Annotated in this window: 15 protein-coding genes; 9 read left to right on the forward strand and 6 right to left on the reverse strand. The window is 60.5% G+C overall.

Annotation, left to right across the window (positions count from 1 at the left end):
• The first annotated feature begins 46 nt into the window (after positions 1–46).
• Positions 47–439, forward strand: coding sequence for a VOC family protein (locus ACQQZ8_RS03935; protein ID WP_431711391.1), 393 nt, complete (start codon positions 47–49; stop codon positions 437–439).
• A complete protein-coding gene (locus ACQQZ8_RS03940; protein ID WP_431711392.1) occupies positions 436–1,065 on the forward strand; it encodes a shikimate kinase in 630 nt (209 codons plus the stop codon). Before ACQQZ8_RS03935 ends, ACQQZ8_RS03940 begins: the two co-directional genes overlap by 4 nt.
• 87 nt (positions 1,066–1,152) lie before the next feature.
• On the opposite strand, the gene ACQQZ8_RS03945 is transcribed toward ACQQZ8_RS03940, so the two are convergent.
• The 5 genes from ACQQZ8_RS03945 to ACQQZ8_RS03965 form a co-directional block, all read right to left on the reverse strand.
• On the reverse strand, positions 1,153–2,820 hold the full coding sequence (locus tag ACQQZ8_RS03945; RefSeq protein WP_431711393.1) for a DUF885 domain-containing protein: 1,668 nt from the start codon (positions 2,818–2,820) through the stop codon (positions 1,153–1,155).
• Positions 2,821–2,951: 131 nt separating this feature from the next.
• Positions 2,952–3,413, reverse strand: coding sequence for a hypothetical protein (locus tag ACQQZ8_RS03950; RefSeq protein WP_431711394.1), 462 nt, complete (start codon positions 3,411–3,413; stop codon positions 2,952–2,954).
• A gap of 147 nt (positions 3,414–3,560) precedes the next feature.
• Complete coding sequence (locus ACQQZ8_RS03955; RefSeq protein ID WP_431711395.1) at positions 3,561–4,694, reverse strand: hypothetical protein; 1,134 nt, start codon at positions 4,692–4,694, stop codon at positions 3,561–3,563.
• Positions 4,695–4,851: 157 nt separating this feature from the next.
• Positions 4,852–5,070 carry an acyl-CoA carboxylase subunit epsilon gene (locus ACQQZ8_RS03960; RefSeq protein ID WP_431711396.1) on the reverse strand — a complete coding sequence of 73 codons (219 nt, stop codon included), beginning with the start codon at positions 5,068–5,070 and terminating at the stop codon, positions 4,852–4,854.
• Between the two features lie 60 nt (positions 5,071–5,130).
• A complete protein-coding gene (locus ACQQZ8_RS03965; RefSeq protein ID WP_431711397.1) occupies positions 5,131–6,741 on the reverse strand; it encodes an acyl-CoA carboxylase subunit beta in 1,611 nt (536 codons plus the stop codon).
• Positions 6,742–6,967: 226 nt separating this feature from the next.
• Here ACQQZ8_RS03965 and ACQQZ8_RS03970 point away from each other — a divergent pair, with 226 nt between their 5' ends.
• The 7 genes from ACQQZ8_RS03970 (at position 6,968) to ACQQZ8_RS04000 (ending at position 14,969) form a co-directional block, all read left to right on the forward strand.
• Positions 6,968–7,825: an SDR family oxidoreductase gene (locus ACQQZ8_RS03970; protein ID WP_431711398.1), complete on the forward strand. Its 858-nt coding sequence runs from the start codon at positions 6,968–6,970 to the stop codon at positions 7,823–7,825.
• Positions 7,826–7,984: 159 nt separating this feature from the next.
• Entirely contained in the window at positions 7,985–8,851 is an 867-nt protein-coding gene (locus ACQQZ8_RS03975) for a biotin--[acetyl-CoA-carboxylase] ligase (protein ID WP_431711399.1), read from the forward strand.
• A gap of 94 nt (positions 8,852–8,945) precedes the next feature.
• Positions 8,946–9,494: a hypothetical protein gene (locus tag ACQQZ8_RS03980; RefSeq protein ID WP_431711400.1), complete on the forward strand. Its 549-nt coding sequence runs from the start codon at positions 8,946–8,948 to the stop codon at positions 9,492–9,494.
• Positions 9,494–10,708, forward strand: a complete 1,215-nt coding sequence (locus ACQQZ8_RS03985) for an adenylate/guanylate cyclase domain-containing protein (RefSeq protein ID WP_431711401.1) — start codon at positions 9,494–9,496, stop codon at positions 10,706–10,708. Before ACQQZ8_RS03980 ends, ACQQZ8_RS03985 begins: the two co-directional genes overlap by 1 nt.
• Entirely contained in the window at positions 10,708–11,724 is a 1,017-nt protein-coding gene (locus ACQQZ8_RS03990) for a PP2C family protein-serine/threonine phosphatase (protein ID WP_431711402.1), read from the forward strand. Before ACQQZ8_RS03985 ends, ACQQZ8_RS03990 begins: the two co-directional genes overlap by 1 nt.
• Positions 11,725–11,823: 99 nt before the next feature.
• Entirely contained in the window at positions 11,824–14,103 is a 2,280-nt protein-coding gene (gene ligA, locus ACQQZ8_RS03995) for an NAD-dependent DNA ligase LigA (protein ID WP_431711403.1), read from the forward strand.
• Positions 14,103–14,969: an inositol monophosphatase family protein gene (locus ACQQZ8_RS04000; protein ID WP_431711404.1), complete on the forward strand. Its 867-nt coding sequence runs from the start codon at positions 14,103–14,105 to the stop codon at positions 14,967–14,969. The genes ligA and ACQQZ8_RS04000 overlap by 1 nt, the downstream gene beginning before the upstream one ends.
• A 125-nt stretch (positions 14,970–15,094) precedes the next feature.
• On the opposite strand, the gene nagB is transcribed toward ACQQZ8_RS04000, so the two are convergent.
• Positions 15,095–15,883: a glucosamine-6-phosphate deaminase gene (gene nagB, locus ACQQZ8_RS04005; protein ID WP_431711405.1), complete on the reverse strand. Its 789-nt coding sequence runs from the start codon at positions 15,881–15,883 to the stop codon at positions 15,095–15,097.
• Between the last annotated feature and the right edge of the window lie 357 nt (positions 15,884–16,240).

Here is a 16,240-nt window from a genome sequence, read left to right on the forward strand (position 1 = left end):
ACCCGTCCGCGACCCAAACCACCTACACCTCACCCAGGAGAATGGCATGCGTATTTCCCTCACCAGCATTTTCGTCGACGATCAGGCCAAAGCGAAACGCTTTTATACCGAGGTGCTCGGTTTTCAGATCAAACACGACATGCCGGTAGGAGAGCACAGCTGGCTCACCGTCGTTTCGCCTGAAGCGCCCGACGGACCGGAACTCTTGCTGGAGCCGAGCGTGCATCGTGCCGTCCCACCCTATAAACAGGCTTTGTTCGAAGATGGTATTCCCGCAGCCTCCTTCGCTGTTCATGACCTAGTGGCCGAACATCGTCGTTTGAGCGAGGCGGGGGTGGTTTTTACCCAAGAGCCAACCCCCATGGGCCCGGTATCCACCGCGATCTTTAATGACACCTGCGGCAACCTGATCCAGCTGACCAGTTTGACCGATAAATGACTGATGAATTAGCGCAAACGGCAGGGCCGCCCAACGGGCCACGCATTGTGCTGCTTGGGCCGGCTGGGAGTGGGAAAACCACGGTAGCGCAGTTGCTGGCCCGGCGACTGGGGTGCCCTCTGGTCGACCTCGATGCCGTGGCCGAACCCTATTATGCCGAGGCGGGCTGGAGTATGCGCCGGCTGAGCGAGCGGATTGCGCGTGACGGGCGGGTGGCCGCCGAGCGCGCGTGGGAGCCAGCGCGCGCCCATGCCGTGCAGCGAGCGATCGAAGACCATCCCGGGAGCGTACTCGCGCTGGGTGCGGGGCATGGCTCCTTCCATAGCCCGCAAGCGCAGGCGGTGGTGGCCCGCGCCTTGGGGCAGGTGGAATCCGTGGTGCTGCTCTTACCCAGCAGGGAGCGAGCCCTGGCCTTGCGGATCCTGCGGGAACGCTGCAAAGCATCCAAGGGGACCGATTGGATTAGTGAAGGTCATGATTTTCTGGCCGAGTGGCATGATGACCCGTTCACCCGGCAGCTGGCCAGCACCACTGTTTACACCGCGAACCAAACTCCTGCGCAGAGCGCCGCAGCCGTGCTGGCTGCCTGTCAACTGGAGGCCGGTGCGCGCGCCACGCATGCTTAAGCAGAGCGGCATTGGGTGACAGGACGCTGCACGTGCTGTCACCCAATGCCGGACGCTGCCCGCTTCGGCGAGGCGGCTTATGCGCGCTTAGCCCAAGAGTGCGCGCTTGAGGGTATCTAGACCCACCGATCCGATCTTCAGGGCACGGGTGTGGAAGGCCTTGATATCGAACTGTTCGCCTTCGCGGGCGGAGAGCTCATCGCGGATCTGCTCCCACAGGCGCTGACCGACCTTGTAGCTCGGGGCCTGGCCGGGCCATCCCAAATAGCGGGTGAATTCGAATTCCAGCTGACCGGGGGAGTCGTCAAAATTCGCGCGCAGGAACTCAAAGCCCTTCTCACTCGTCCACGTTCCCTCGCCCCAAGTTTCGGGAATCTCCAATTCCAGGTGCACTCCGATGTCGAAGACCACGCGGGCGGCCCGCATCCGTTGGGCTCCGAGCATACCCATATAGTCGCCCGGATCATCCAGATAACCCAGCTGTTGCATGAGTCGTTCCGAATATAGCGCCCAGCCCTCACCGTGCCCGGAAACCCAGCACAGGTTTCGGCGCCAATTATTCAGGGTTTCGGCCTGCAGCTGTGCGGTGCCGATCTGTAGGTGATGGCCCGGCACACCTTCGTGATAGACCGTGGTCAGCTCCGACCACGTGGAGAACTCTTCTTCCCCCGGCGGGATCGACCACCACATGCGGCCCGGGCGCGAAAAGTCCTCGGACGGGCCGGTGTAGTAAATCCCGCCATCCTGGGTAGGGGCGATCATGCATTCGATGCGGTTCATCGGTGCGGGAATCTCAAAGTGGCTTCCGGCCAGCTCGGTCATCGCCGCATCGGCCTTCGACTGCATCCATTCGCGCAGGGCTTGGGTGCCGTGCAGTTTCCGCTGGGGATCGGCGTTGAGGACCGCTTTGGCTTCCTCGATCGTCGCGCCGGGCTTGATCAGCTCAGCCACGCGTTGCTGCTCGGCGATGATCCGATCCAATTCGGCCACGCCCCAGGCATAGGTTTCATCCAGATCCACGGTGGCCCCAAGGAACTGCCGGGAGGCGAGCGCATAATATTCGCGTCCGACGGCATCCTGCTGCGGAGCGAGCGGCAGCAGCTCAGTGTCTAACACCCGGGCCAGCTCACGGTAAGCCTGCTTCGCCGCGGCCGCACCGGTCTCTAGTGCTTCGCTCAGCTCAGGAGCCACCTCGCTGCCAGCCCGGGCTAGCGTGTCGAAGAAGCCGCCGTCCTTGGCATAGTCGGTAGCCTGATCGCTGACCGTCTTCACTTGGCGTTGTGCCGCAATTAGGTTCTTGCTGGCCGAGTGGCGCAATGAGGCGATATAGCCGTCGATGGCCGGCGCCACCCGCGCAAGACGAGCGGCAATGTGGCCGTAGTCAGTGGCGGTTTCTTGGGGCATGAGGTCGAAAATGGAACGGATTTCCTGTGCGGGGCTCGCTAGATTGTTTAGCTCGGTGCGCCCGGTCGCGATGATTTCCAGCTCCAGTCCTAAGCGCTCCCGCATGGCGTCGAGGGTGACCTCGTCCACCTGATCCACCGGATCCAAAGTTTCCAGACGGCTCAGCGTCTGACGGTTGAGTTCTGCTAGGGCTTCGGTGCCCGCCGGGGAGTAATCCCCGTAGCGACTCTCATAACCGGGTAGACCCATGTCGGTGCCCAGTTCCGGGAACAACTCGAGGTACCGGTCAAAATATTCATTCGCGACGGCGTCGATGGCTGAAATCGCGCGCGAGGGTGTGTCGATGCTCATAGTTCAAGAATAGATGACGTGAAACGTATATTGAATAGTTTCTGCGTGGAACATCAGAAATATCTGGCCGCCAAAAATCAGCCTTCGCTAAAGTTGTTCCCGAGTGGGTAAGCGAGCGGCCGGGACGGTGCTCAGCTAGAGAAGTCGCGGATCCCGATATTCGGGTGGATTTCACTCCACGCTGCGTCGCTCAAGGAACTAGTCTGGGCGCCGTCAGGTATCAGCGAGGCCGCCCCGCCAAGAGCCTCCAGGGTGACAATCGGGATACCGGAACCCGGTCGAGTATCGTCAAGTGCGCCACAACCGCCCACGAACTGTTGGGTCCTGTCTTGCGGGACAACAAGGAGGCAGCCCAAAGCACCGGCTTGGGCGGTGGCCAAGTAATAGTCCCGCCCCTGATGGGTGGTCGCCAGTCGAGTGCTTGCCTGGTCAAGATCGGGCACCTGGCTCTGTTGGACTTCCACCGGGAGATGATCTTCGGGAAGCTGTTCGCGTTCCATCGAGAGGAAGGTGCCGGAGCTAGCGGTACATGCGCTCACCGAAAGCAGGGCGGCCGCCATAAGAGCCGTAAGTGCAGGTACGCTGTGTCGCATGATTGTCCCACCTTTACTCCGTGGCACCGACTCAACTTGACCTAGCGAAGTTTGACACCTAGTCAGCGTCAATATCTTGCAAACAGTCCTCGGGCACCAGCTAATGCGGTCAATGGGGCGAGCATGTTTCTGCACGGGGAAGAAGGCTCAGATCTCCAGAATCCCTTCGCGAGCTTCGGACAGAGGGGGAAGATCATGGGTGTCTAGATCTTCCATCAGATGAATGCTGACATACTCGTGAGAGTGAATTCGTCCGGCACTATCAAAGACTTCGATCCGCCGAAGTATACGTCCTGCCGGATAGTACGGGTGAGTAAAACTGACCTCGACCGTGGTTTGTGGCCAAGCGCCGGTCACCTGCAGTTGGGCGTTGGCTAATCCGTCGCTCAGCGGACTGAGCTCATTAGTTTCACTCCGCCAGTACTGTTCGAGATGTTGCAGTTGATCGGTAATAACGGTCAGCGCCTGTTCGCGCTGAATAGCGCTGAGCTCGATCAGTTCCCAGGTGGGAAGCGATGTTGGTGGCAATTCCAGAAATTCTGGCTCGGTGTCTTCGATCTGCAGAAATTCGGCTTCCAAAAGTTCAAAATCCTCCGCCTGCACTGGTTTACCCCAGCCCTGCGGAACCAGATCGCGGAAGCGTAACCGGGCAGGTAGCTGCTCCAGCACAGGCAGCGGCACCGCGCTACAGCGGTATTCATAAGAGGCGCCGCCTTCGCCGTCGGGGTGAACGATCGGAGGTGAAGGATTGACCCAGAGCTCAACACCGTGCTCGTGTTCACGCACGAAATCCAGATGACGATCGAATTCGACGCTGACTGTCGGCTGCTGCGGTCGATGTAGGCACAACGTATCGGGATGGGCGAAAGAATCGGGGAGCTCTCCTCCGTCGTATACGTCATCGATCTCTTGGCTCAACGAACTGCCAGTCCATAGACCATGGCTGGTCATGCCCAAGAATTTCACCCCCTCGGCGCGGACGTAGCCGCGGCTGCCGTCCAAGCCCAGACGGACCGCGGCAAGCACCGCGGGGCTACTTAAGGCCGGATACCGCTGCTCATCGGCCCGCTGGCCATCGGCGCGATACAGCACCCAGAGTGCGTTTGCTGTCGGATGCAGACTCAGCTCCGGGCTGTGAATTCCGGTTTTGAGATCCGGCCAAGAGATCAATTCATCCGGTTGCTGCTCGCGCCGCAATAGCGCTACCGGACGCTCGGTATCGACGAAAAAGGTGCAGTGCTCGATGGTTACTCGTTGCATCGCTCGAATCAGCTCGGTCATTTCCCGAGCCTAGCAGTTGACTTGAGGTTTCCAATCCGACTGACCTCTGATTCCAAGCGATACAACCCACTGCGCTTGCGCATCGGAGGGTTAAAACACTCATCGCGCGAACCAGGTGAGGTTCGCGCGATGAGCAGCTAGCGGGGATACCGCCTAATTAGCGGCGGGCGATGGTCCACGGCAGGCGTGGGACGCTGAGCGCTCGCCGTTTCCGGATGCGGGCGACGCGTTCGGCCGGTTCTTGTTCCTGGGACGCTGCGGTCGCAGCCGAGCCGAGGGTGGTCAGAAGCGCGGTGACCGCGGCGAGCTCCTCGGTGGTCGGATTACCACGGGTGACGCTCAGCGTTGCGGTGCCAGCGGGCTGTTGCTGCTGCAAGGAATTCTCCTTCGGGACGGTGGGAATCGCAATTGAGCGGCCGAGCCGGCCGCTGGACGGTTACAGCGGGATGTTTCCGTGTTTCTTTGGTGGTAGTGAAGCATGCTTTTCGCGCAGTGCCCGCAAACCGCGCACCAGCTGTAGCCGGGTATCGCTCGGGGCGATGACCGCGTCAATGTAGCCCAGTTCGGCGGCCTGATAGGGGTTAAGCAGTTCGGCTTCGTAGCCGTCGATGATTTCCTTGCGGCGAGCTTCCACATCACCACCGGCAGCTTCGACAGCCGCCAATTCGCGACGGTAGAGGATATTGACCGCGCCCTGCGCACCCATCACACCAATTTGCGCGGTAGGCCAGGCGAGGTTCAGGTCGGCACCCAACTTCTTGGAACCCATCACGATGTACGCGCCTCCATAGGCCTTGCGCGTGATGACGGTCAGCTTGGGCACGGTGGCTTCGGCATAGGCATAGAGCAGTTTCGCGCCGCGACGAATAATGCCCTGGAATTCTTGGTCCTTACCCGGCAGGAAGCCTGGCACGTCTACAAAGGTGAGGATGGGATTGTTGAAAGCGTCGCAGTGACGCACGAAGCGGGCGGCCTTCTCGGATGCGGCGATATCTAGGGTGCCAGCGAACTGCATGGGTTGGTTGGCCACAATACCCACGGTGCGGCCCTCGACCCGGCCGTAGCCGATCATCACATTTGGGGCATAGAGTGCTTGCAGTTCGAAGAACTGGGCATCGTCCACCACGGATTCGATGACCGTACGCATGTCATAAGGCTGGTTGGCCGAATCCGGGATCAGGGTATCGAGCTCCAGGTCCTCGTCGGTCAGATCCAATTCCTCATCGTAGTCGGCCAGTGGCGCGTCGGTGAGGTTGGAGGAGGGGAGGAAATCCAGCAGTTCCTTGCAGAACTCGATGGCATCTTCCTCATCGTCGGCTAGGTAGGTGGCCGTACCAGTGTTCGCGTTATGCGCCCGCGCACCACCGAGGGTTTCCATGTCCACATCTTCGCCGGTGACGGTCTTGATGACATCCGGTCCAGTGATGAACATGTGGCTGGTCTTGTCGACCATGATGATGTAGTCGGTCAGGGCAGGGGAGTAGGCCGCGCCACCGGCGCTTGGACCCATGATCAAGGAAATCTGTGGAACGACGCCCGAGGCGTGAACGTTATTGCGGAAAATGTCGGCGAACATTGCCAGTGAGGCCACGCCTTCTTGGATGCGGGCACCGCCACCGTCCAAAATGCCGATGACAGGGCACCCGTTGCGCAGTGCAAACTCCTGCACCTTGACGATCTTCTCGCCGTTGACCTGTGAAAGTGAGCCACCATAGACGGTGAAGTCCTGGGAGTAGACGGCCACCAAGCGGCCATCCACGGTGCCATAGCCGGACACCAAGCCATCGCCCAAAGGCTTCTTTTTCTCCATCCCGAAGGCGCTGGAACGGTGGACCGCTAGCGCATCGAACTCTACGAAGGAGTCCTCATCGAGCAGCATCTCGATGCGTTCGCGGGCGGTGTGCTTGCCCCGGGCATGCTGCTTCGCGACGGCTTCGGCGCCGGAAGGAAGCTGCGCCTGCGCCTCACGGCGGCGGAACTCGGCAAGTTTGCCGGCAGTGGTGGACAGGTCAATCGCTGTTTCCGCCTCGGTTGGCCGCTGCGTCATGCCGTGAACTCCCTATGGTGTGTCAAAAACTCGTGAGCTGGTCCGACTAGTCGGCCCTTTGTGTAGGAATGGCACAAGAAAAATGCCACCTAGGTCAGTGTAACTGGGAAATTCCCCACTTCCTTTGTAGGAAGCCTACAAAACGCTGTGGTCGGTGAAGCGAACATTGCCAGAATAAGTTACTGGTCGGTAGCTAGAAATGTGGATTTACCGTAATCTGGATCACATGAGATCAGTAGAGCGAAATATTATTGCCCCGCAGCCGCAGTCCCTGGCCGGGAAGACCATCGTGATCAGTGGCGGTAGCCGCGGCATCGGACTAGCCATTGCACTCAAGGCCGCCGCAGCCGGGGCGAACATCGCCCTGCTGTCTAAAACCGACACTCCGCACCCGAACCTTGAAGGCACCATCCATACGGCGGTGGAGCAGATTAATGCCGCCGGTGGTCAGGGGTTGGCTGTGGTGGGCGATGTGCGTCAGGACGCCGATGTGCAACGGCTGATCACCGCGGCAGTGGAGCGATTCGGTGGAATCGACATCGTGATCAACAATGCGAGCGCGATCAATCTGGCCAAAACCGATGCCGTGGATATGAAACGCTACGACCTGATGATGGACATTAACGTGCGCGGTGCCTTCTTGCTATCCAAGACGGCATTGCCGCAACTGCGCGCCTCCGCGCACCCACATATCCTGACCCTTTCCCCGCCGCTCAACCTTGAACCACGCTGGGCGGGCGCGCACTTGGCCTACACCATGAGTAAATACGGGATGAGCATGACGACCCTCGGCTTAGCCGAGGAACTGCGCGAAGATGGCGTGGGGGTGAACTCGCTGTGGCCAGCCACCTTGATTGATACCGCAGCGATCCGGAATCTGCCCGGCGGATCCACCATGATTGCCGGAGCACGCGATGCCAGCATCGTGGCAGATGCCGCAGTGGCGATTCTTTCCAGCGACCCGCGGACTTGCAGCGGCAACTTCTTTACCGACGAGCAGGTACTCAAGCTTGCCGGTGTGGAGGATCTGTCCTCTTATGCCCTGGATTCGAGCCAAGAGCTCGTGCCCGATATCTTCCTCTAAATCCGCGAGTGAGCCCGAGTAGCGGGGCCGGGGTGGGTGGCCCAGTAGGTTAGTGAGCTAGCCCGCTGTGCAAAGCCGGTGCCGTGGATTGTGCTACATCTTGTAGAAATTGCGTCACGCTTCGAGGTCAGCACGCCGCGGTGGCCTAGGCTGGAAACTATGAATGCCACGACCGATGCCCCTCGTGCTGCCCTCGATGCCCGGATACTGGCTGCCACCACCGAGCGTTTAGGGATTAGCCCGGTACAAGTGGTGCATTCCACTGGCTCCACCAATGCGGATTTAATCGACGCGATCGTTCGCGGCCAGGCAGCGCATCTCAGTTCGCTCACCTGCGAGTATCAAAGCGCCGGCAAGGGACGGTTGGAGCGTGAATGGCAGGTGCCCGAAGGCGCTGCACTGACCGTGAGTATCGCTATTAACCCAAACCCGGCGCTACCGATCCCGGCACTGTCTTGGTACACGATGCTCGCCGCGCTGGCGTGGTGTCAGGCGATTGAAACTCAGACTGATCTGACGGCCAGCGTTAAATGGCCGAACGATGTACTGCTAGGCTCCCGAAAAGTGTGTGGAATTCTGGCCCAGTTGGCCAGCTCCACAACGGGGCCAGCACTCGTGGTGGGGACCGGGATGAATGTGGATCAAGAGCGGGCTGAGTTACCGGTGGCCACCGCAACCTCGCTACGTCTAGCCAGCGGCCAGCGGATCTCACGTAGCGAATTGCTTGCCAGCTATCTCAGTGCTTTCCACGGGCTGGATGCCGCTTTTCGTGCCGTTGCGGGAGACGCGGGCGCCGGGTTAGCCGCATACGGCGGAAAGAGTCTGCGTGAATTGGTGGCCGCGAAACTGGCCACCCTCGGACATTGGGTGCGGATCGAATACCCGGATGGGACCAGCTTAGAAGCCCAAGCGTTAAATGTGGCCGCCGATGGTGCCCTTGAAGTGCAGGACGCGCAAGGGGGCCAGCATCGGGTGTTGGCCGGGGACGTTCAGCATGTACGACGCAGTGATGGGCAGTATGCCTAAGCACCCTGCGGGCGGCATAACATTTCACGTCGGGACTAGTATTGGACAAGGACTAGGTCTGCGAGCAGGGCAGGAAGGAGCCAGCACGGCAACCATGAAGCTACAGTTAAGTGAAAATGAGCGCGTGGTCATCCGAACCCGCGCACATGCCCGGGTGCTGCTCCAACCACTGTTTTTATTGCTGTTACTCACCGCGCTGTGCGCTTTCGGGTTGGGATATTTCAGCCGCGAGAGCCTGCCGGAATGGTTGGCATCCAATAGCGGAGTGTTATCGTGGCTGTGCCTGCTGCTCTGGATCATGCTGGTGCTGATTTGGTGTGTGACACCGCTGTTGCGATGGGCGCGGGGGTGGATCGTGTTGACTACCGAACGCATCATGTACCGACCGGCCCAAACTTCCGGAACGATGCAATCCATTGGCTTGTATTCGGTGCGTGACCTCGTGGCGCATAGCCGTCGCAAGAACTCCCAAACTCTGTCGGGAAACCTAGATGTTTTGTTGAACCGCGGGTATGTGCGGATTTCCCACGTGCCGGCCGTAGCCTATTTTCGAGAGCTAACCATCGGTGTGATGCACGATGCGGCGGCCCGCAGACCGCTGCTGAACAACGACGGACCCGCAACCGGTGAGGGGAACAACTGATGAGCTCAGATCACACGCTCCCGGCGCGGAACGAAAATAGCCCTCAGGCCGCTAGCGATGCGGCCCTTGAGGCGCGCACCCAAGCGCTACCCAAAATCCGGGTGGCCATGGACCCAATCCAGGAACTGGCCCAAGCGATGGAAAACCCGCTTGAAGTGCCATCCGAAACTCCCCAGAGCGTCAAGGACTCCGTCGCGGAACTTGAACACCGACTCATCGGTGGGAAACGTGAATTCCGGCGCCGTGAGGTGGCCGCCGAAGCCGGGATTTCGATCCTTTCGGCCCGCAAACTCTGGCGTGCGGTGGGTTTCCCAGAACTGGGCGATGATGAGGTGTTCTTCACCAGCCGGGATACCGAAGCACTGCGCACCATGGTGGGGTTAGTGCGTGAAGGCAAACTCACCGAAGAAACCGCCATCTCACTGATGCGCTCGGTGGGACAGATGGCTGACCGGATGGTGGTCTGGCAAGTTGAGGCGCTGATTGAGGACATGGTGACCAATCAGGCAATGAGCGACCGGCAGGCCCGGCGCGAACTGATCAACATTTTGCCGCAGATTATTGAACCCATTGAGGAGCTGCTGCTCTACTCCTGGCGTCGCCAAATGAACTCGGCGATTCACCGGCTGTCGCTGCGTGCCGAAACCGGTGTGGCGGCCTACAACCAACAGACCGGTGAAGTGGACGATGACACCCCGCTACCCTTGGCACGTTCCGTGGGGTTCGCGGATTTGGTCTCCTACACTTCGCTGTCGCGGCGTATGAACGAACGGACACTGGCGCAGCTGGTGCAGCGTTTTGAGGCTAAGAGCGCGGAAATCATCTCCATTGGTGGTGGCCGCCTAGTGAAAACCATCGGCGATGAAGTGCTGTATGTGGCTGAAACCCCACAGGCCGGAGCCCAGATTGCGCTATCGCTCTCACGCGAACTGGGCAATGATGAGCTACTGCCAAGAACTCGTGGCGCGGTGGTCTGGGGCCGACTGCTCTCCCGCTTGGGTGATATTTACGGACCCACCGTGAATCTGGCCGCCCGCTTGACCTCATTGGCCGAACCCGGCACGGTGCTCACCGACGCGAACACCGCGAATACGCTACGTAACGACGCGCGTTTTATTCTCACCGCCCAAGAGATCACCTCGGTGCGTGGATTTGGCGAAATACAACCCTACGAACTTTCCGATGGTGAAGGTGGAAGGCTGGTGATTGACTAATGGACGCACATATTCCAGATAACTCGGCCGCGCAGGCTCGCAGCGAAGAGCTAGAAGCTGGTTTCCGTTTAGCCGCGGCCGGTACCACCGATGTGGGATTGCGCCGCAGTGAAAACCAGGACGCCATCTTGATCACCCCCACCATTTTCGCGGTGGCCGATGGGATGGGCGGGCATGAAGCGGGAGAGTTAGCTAGCGCTCTGGCGGTCGAAACCCTTGAGGAATTGATCTTCCTGAGCGACCGCACCCCGGAGAAACCGTTGCCCACTCAGGAGCAGGTGCGCAAGCAGATTCAGCTTGCCGATGACCGGATCCGCGAGGCCCTAGATGCCCGCGGCGGCACCACGCTGTGTGCGCTGCTGCAGGTCCGTGGCAGTGAAGCGGCCCGTGACACCGTCACCGCCCCGATATCGGTGCCACCGTGGACTGCCAGCTTCTATCGGGAACAGACCCGCACCGACGTGTTGCCTCAGGTCAGTGCGAGCATGATACGTGAACAGTCGGCCACTGTCAGTAGGGCAATGCCGGTCGGACCGCAACCGAGTTTGCTACTAGTCAATGTCGGGGACTCGCGTGGTTACCGGCTGCGCGCCGGTTCCCTGCAACAGCTCACCCGGGATCACTCGGCGGTGCAGGAAATGGTCGACGCCGGACAGATTACCGAACTCGAAGCCCGGAACCACCCGCATCGCAATCTGATCACCCGAGCTCTCGGGGCCGGCGCGGATAGTCAACCAGACACCATGATGCTCAAGGCGCACATCGGGGACCGCTACCTGTTATGCAGCGACGGGCTCAGCGGGGAACTGAGCGAAGAACATCTGCACGCGTTGCTGGAGTCTTATCATGACCCGAACGCGGCAGCCCAGGCTCTCACCCAGGCCGCTTTGGAGGCTGGCGGACGAGACAATATTGCGGTCATCGTCATTGACGTACTGCCGCTGCTTGCCGCGGATCCCTACCCCGACACCGCCGAACTGTCCCTCACCCCAGAGCAACACCCCACCCAGGACTAATTGCCGTCCCGCTCAAACCGCAGTGTGTGACGGCACTATCGCTGACTGCTGGTGTCGTCACAGGTGAACTGTGCGGCTAGCTGAGGCAGAATAAGGGGTGTGAGTCAAAACCCTGTTGCCCCAGCAAATTCCGCCACCACCCCGCCGGTCGAGGTGCGCGAAAAATACGACGAACTTGCCGAGCAGATCCGCACCCATCGACAGGCCTACTATCAGCAGGACGCCCCGCTGATTTCCGATGCCCACTACGATGAACTGTTCCGCGAACTGCGCCTGATCGAGGGGCAATACCCGATCTTGGCCGGGGCCGATTCACCCTCCACGCAGGTCGGGGGCGAGGTCTCTGCGGCATTTTCTCCGGTCACTCACGCCAGCCGAATGTACTCGCTGGAAGACGTGTTTTCGCTTCAGGAGTTGCAGGCCTGGCTGACCCGTGCCGAGGCTAATGCGTTGCGATTACATCCGGATCGCCCGGTGCGTTGGCTATGTGAAGTGAAAATTGATGGGTTAGCGCTCAACCTGAGCTACCGGCAGGGCAAATTGGTGCGTGCGGCCACGCGCGGGGACGGTACCACCGGTGAAGACGTCACCCACAATGCGTTGACTATCCCCGATATCCCGCGTGAACTCAGCGGCAGCGGCTGGCCCGACGAACTTGAGGTGCGCGGTGAGGTGTTCATCGCCACCGCAGACTTCAACACCTATAACGAGGGGCTGATCGAACAGGGGAAAGCCCCGCTGGCCAACCCACGCAACGCCGCAGCAGGTTCGTTACGGCAGAAGGACCCGGCGCAGACTGCGAAGCGGCCGCTGCGAATGTTCGTGCACGGGCTGGGCCGCAACGCAGGACTGGGGATCGAGAATCAGTCCCAAAGTTATGAGCTGATGGCGCAATGGGGGCTGCCGGTTTCGCCCTACAGCAAGGTGGTGGACAACCTTGACGCGGTCAACGAGTTCATCGCCGAACATGGCACCAAACGTCACGAACTGATCCATGACATCGACGGCATCGTGATCAAGGTCGATGACCTAAGCACCCAGGAACAACTGGGGTACACCTCCCGAGTGCCGCGTTGGGCGGTGGCGTATAAGTACCCACCGGAGGAAGTGCACACCCGACTGCTGGACATCGCGGTGCAGGTCGGACGCACCGGCCGGGTGACCCCTTTTGGGATTATGGAACCGGTTTTGGTGGCAGGATCCACCGTCGCTCGCGCCACCTTGCACAACCAAGAGGTGGTCAAGGCGAAGAACGTGCTGATCGGGGACACCGTGATCTTGCGCAAGGCCGGGGATGTGATCCCGGAGATCGTCGGACCGGTGCTGGCGTTGCGTGAAGGCAATGAGCAGAATCTGCGCGAATTCGTGATGCCCACCCACTGCCCGAGTTGCGGGCAACCTTTGGCGCCGGCGAAGGAAGGCGATGTGGACATCCGCTGCCTGAACGCCGAAACATGTCCGGTACAGCTCACCGAACGTGTCGCGTATTTGGGTAGCCGCAGCGCGTTGGATATTGAGGCATTGGGTTATGAGGCTGCCGCCGCACTGACTAGCGGGCCCGGGGAAAACCCGGCTGAACAGGGTGGGATGATCCTACCGGCAGGTCCGGGGCCACTGAAAAATGAGGCCGATCTCTTTGGGCTGAAGGACCGGCTCGACGAGTTGGCCCAGGTACGGGTCTGGCGCGAAAAACGCTCCAAGGGCCAAGGCACCGGCAAATTTGAGCTGGTCCCGTACTTCTTCACCCGGGGCACCGCTGCCAAGCCGCCAGCGCCTACCAAAATGACCTTGAAACTGTTCGACGAGCTGGAAAAGGCCAAGGAACAGCAGCTTTGGCGGGTGCTGGTGGCGCTGTCTATTCGCCATGTGGGCCCCAACGCTTCGCGTGCGCTAGCCACCCGATATGGTTCGATGCAGGCTCTGCTTGAGGTGGTGGACGCCCCGGGTGCCGTGGAAGAACTTTCCCAAATCGATTCGGTCGGATCGATCATCGCAGAGGCAGTGGTGGACTGGTTCCAAGTGCCTTGGCACCGCCAGATCGTCGAGTCCTGGGCCGCGGCCGGGGTGAAGATGCGCGATGAGGTGGATGCCAGTGTGGTAAAACACCTCGAAGGACTGGCCATTGTGGTCACCGGAACCCTGGAGAATTACAGCCGGGATACCGCCAAGGAAGCGATCATTATCCGCGGGGGCAAGGCCACCGGCAGCGTGTCGAAGAAAACCGATTTCCTCGTGGCCGGACAGGCCGCCGGGTCCAAACTAGAGAAGGCGCACTCTCTGGGTGTACCGGTGCTAGACGAGGCGGGGTTCGCTACTTTGTTGGACGCAGGACCAGATGCCGCCCGGGCCGTGGCCCTGCGGGACACCGAAGGAGAGTAATGGGACCGAAACACGCCATCGAGCATGACCCGCTGGTGCTGCTGGCCCGCCGGGCTGCAGCGGCCGGGGCACAGGTGCTCGCCTCACGCACCGGGACTTTTTCGGCGCTCAACACCAAGAGTGAGGCCGGGGACTGGGTGACCGAATTTGATCGCAACGCCGAGGAAGCGATTCGTAACACCATCATCACCATGCGTCCCAACGACGAGTTGACCGGGGAGGAATTCGGGCATCACCGCCCGCTTAAGCCCAGTGGCTACCGCTGGAGCATCGACCCACTGGACGGGACCGCGAACTTTGTGCGCGGCATCGCCTACTACGCATCCTCCGTGGCTGTTTGTCACACCGATGCGTCGGGACAGACCCGCTGGCTGGCTGGGGCAGTGTCCGCTCCGGCGCTCGGGGTGGAGTACTACGCCGGACACGGTTTGGGCGCCTGGAAGCTTGAACACGCTAGACAACAGGTCACCGCGCTGAACGGTCCGCGCGATAGCGACGCGAAGGTGATCGCCACCGGGTTCGGTTACGATGTGGCGCGCCGCCAATTTCAGAGCCAGATGTTAGGTGAACTGCTCACCGACTATGTCAACGTGCGGCGGCTAGGATCCGCAGCGCTGGATCTGTGCCTGGTGGCCGAGGGCGCGCTGGAGGCCTACGCCGAATTCGGAACCCAGGAATGGGATTGGGCCGCTGGGGCGCTGCTTGCCGAGGAGGCCGGGGCGAAGGTCGGACGCCCGCTGGGCTACCCGGGCTGGCAATATGCCGGGGTGATTGATGAAACGAAGCTACGCCTGCCGGACACACAATCCGCGGCACAAACGGAACAGCAGTCCGCAGCGCCCGCTGCGAAGGATGACGCTAGCTAAGACTGCCTCAGGTAGTGGGCAGAATGCGTAATGAGCGCGTGCAATAAAAAACCTCGTGTCCCATTGCCGGTGGGCGGGACACGAGGTTTTTGTTTATGCGGTGCGGGGCGGCCCGACCGGGATGCTTAGAGACTGAGCACCTGAGCGGCAGCGTCGTAGTATTCGCGATGCTTCAGATGCATGGCGGCTTCTTCGTCGATCACCAAGGTCACATCCTGATGTAGCTGCAAGACGGAGGCGGGGCAGGCTGCTGCTAACGGGCCTTCGATTGCCGCGGCAATGGCGTCGGCCTTCGCCTGACCGGTAGCGACCAACACCAGACGTTTGGCGTCCAGCACGGTTCCCAAGCCCTGGGTGACCGAATGGGTGGGAACCTCATCCAGCGAGCCGAAGAATCTGGCGTTGTCGGCCCGGGTGCGCGCGGTCAAACGGGTCATATGGGTGCGGCTGCGCAAGGAGGTTCCGGGCTCGTTGAAACCGATATGACCGTTGGAGCCGATGCCCAGAATCTGTACGTCGACGCCTCCGACAGCGCGGATCGCCTCGTCGTACTGACTTGCGGCGGCTTCCAGCACTTCTAGGGACTCGGCATCGCCCAAAGGCACATTGAGGTTGGCCTCGGGCAGACCCGTTACTTGGCAGAAATCACGAATCAAAGTCTGACGGTAGGACTGTTCATGGGATTGTGGCAGACCCACATACTCATCCAGTGCGAAACCGGTGGCCTGCGAGAAATCAAGCCGCCCGGCCTTAACCAGTTCGGCCAACTTCCCGTACAAGCCCAAGGGGGAGGAACCGGTGGCTAAACCAATGACCGGTGGCCGGTTGCTGACATATCGTTCCAGACCCTCCAGCACGCTGTTGGCCGCCAGTTCGGCGACTTCTTCGTGGGTGGAACCGATGAGTACCTTCAATACGATCTTCCTTAGAGAGTCATGATGACGTGGCTGCCAACGCGCGGCAGAGCATGCGTCCACAGTCCGGTGACGTCCGCGTCTCCCACACCTGCGCGCGAGGCACGCATTGAACCCATTATGTAGATATTACGCGGTTTCGACCGTGGCCGAGTGCGCTTTACCGCACGTTAGCCTCCTTCCAAGCGCTCACTAGGATTTATTCTGCAGTGAGATGCCGCACAGGATCCGATGACAAATCCGAAAATGCGTCCTGCGTGGCGGCTCTAGAACTCGCAGCGGAAGCTGCGGTGACCTGCTTTTTCAAGGTTCTGGGCCGAAGTTCTCGGTGATCTGAATCGCCCGCTAGTGACAAAG

The organism is Glutamicibacter uratoxydans (genome assembly GCF_050753455.1).
In the GTDB taxonomy this organism is placed as follows: domain Bacteria; phylum Actinomycetota; class Actinomycetes; order Actinomycetales; family Micrococcaceae; genus Glutamicibacter; species Glutamicibacter uratoxydans_A.

Bases quoted from the DNA above. Each gene is read 5' to 3' on its own strand.
- ACQQZ8_RS03985 (WP_431711401.1), top strand. From the start codon at position 9,494: ATGAGCTCAGATCACACGCTCCCGGCGCGGAACGAAAATAGCCCTCAG.
- ACQQZ8_RS04000 (WP_431711404.1), top strand. From the start codon at position 14,103: ATGGGACCGAAACACGCCATCGAGCATGACCCGCTGGTGCTGCTGGCC.
- ACQQZ8_RS03965 (WP_431711397.1), bottom strand. From the start codon at position 6,741: ATGACGCAGCGGCCAACCGAGGCGGAAACAGCGATTGACCTGTCCACC.
- ACQQZ8_RS03945 (WP_431711393.1), bottom strand. From the start codon at position 2,820: ATGAGCATCGACACACCCTCGCGCGCGATTTCAGCCATCGACGCCGTC.
- ACQQZ8_RS03975 (WP_431711399.1), top strand. From the start codon at position 7,985: ATGAATGCCACGACCGATGCCCCTCGTGCTGCCCTCGATGCCCGGATA.
- ACQQZ8_RS03970 (WP_431711398.1), top strand. From the start codon at position 6,968: ATGAGATCAGTAGAGCGAAATATTATTGCCCCGCAGCCGCAGTCCCTG.
- ACQQZ8_RS03935 (WP_431711391.1), top strand. From the start codon at position 47: ATGCGTATTTCCCTCACCAGCATTTTCGTCGACGATCAGGCCAAAGCG.
- ACQQZ8_RS03950 (WP_431711394.1), bottom strand. From the start codon at position 3,413: ATGCGACACAGCGTACCTGCACTTACGGCTCTTATGGCGGCCGCCCTG.
- ACQQZ8_RS03980 (WP_431711400.1), top strand. From the start codon at position 8,946: ATGAAGCTACAGTTAAGTGAAAATGAGCGCGTGGTCATCCGAACCCGC.
- ACQQZ8_RS03955 (WP_431711395.1), bottom strand. From the start codon at position 4,694: ATGACCGAGCTGATTCGAGCGATGCAACGAGTAACCATCGAGCACTGC.
- ACQQZ8_RS03940 (WP_431711392.1), top strand. From the start codon at position 436: ATGACTGATGAATTAGCGCAAACGGCAGGGCCGCCCAACGGGCCACGC.
- ACQQZ8_RS03990 (WP_431711402.1), top strand. From the start codon at position 10,708: ATGGACGCACATATTCCAGATAACTCGGCCGCGCAGGCTCGCAGCGAA.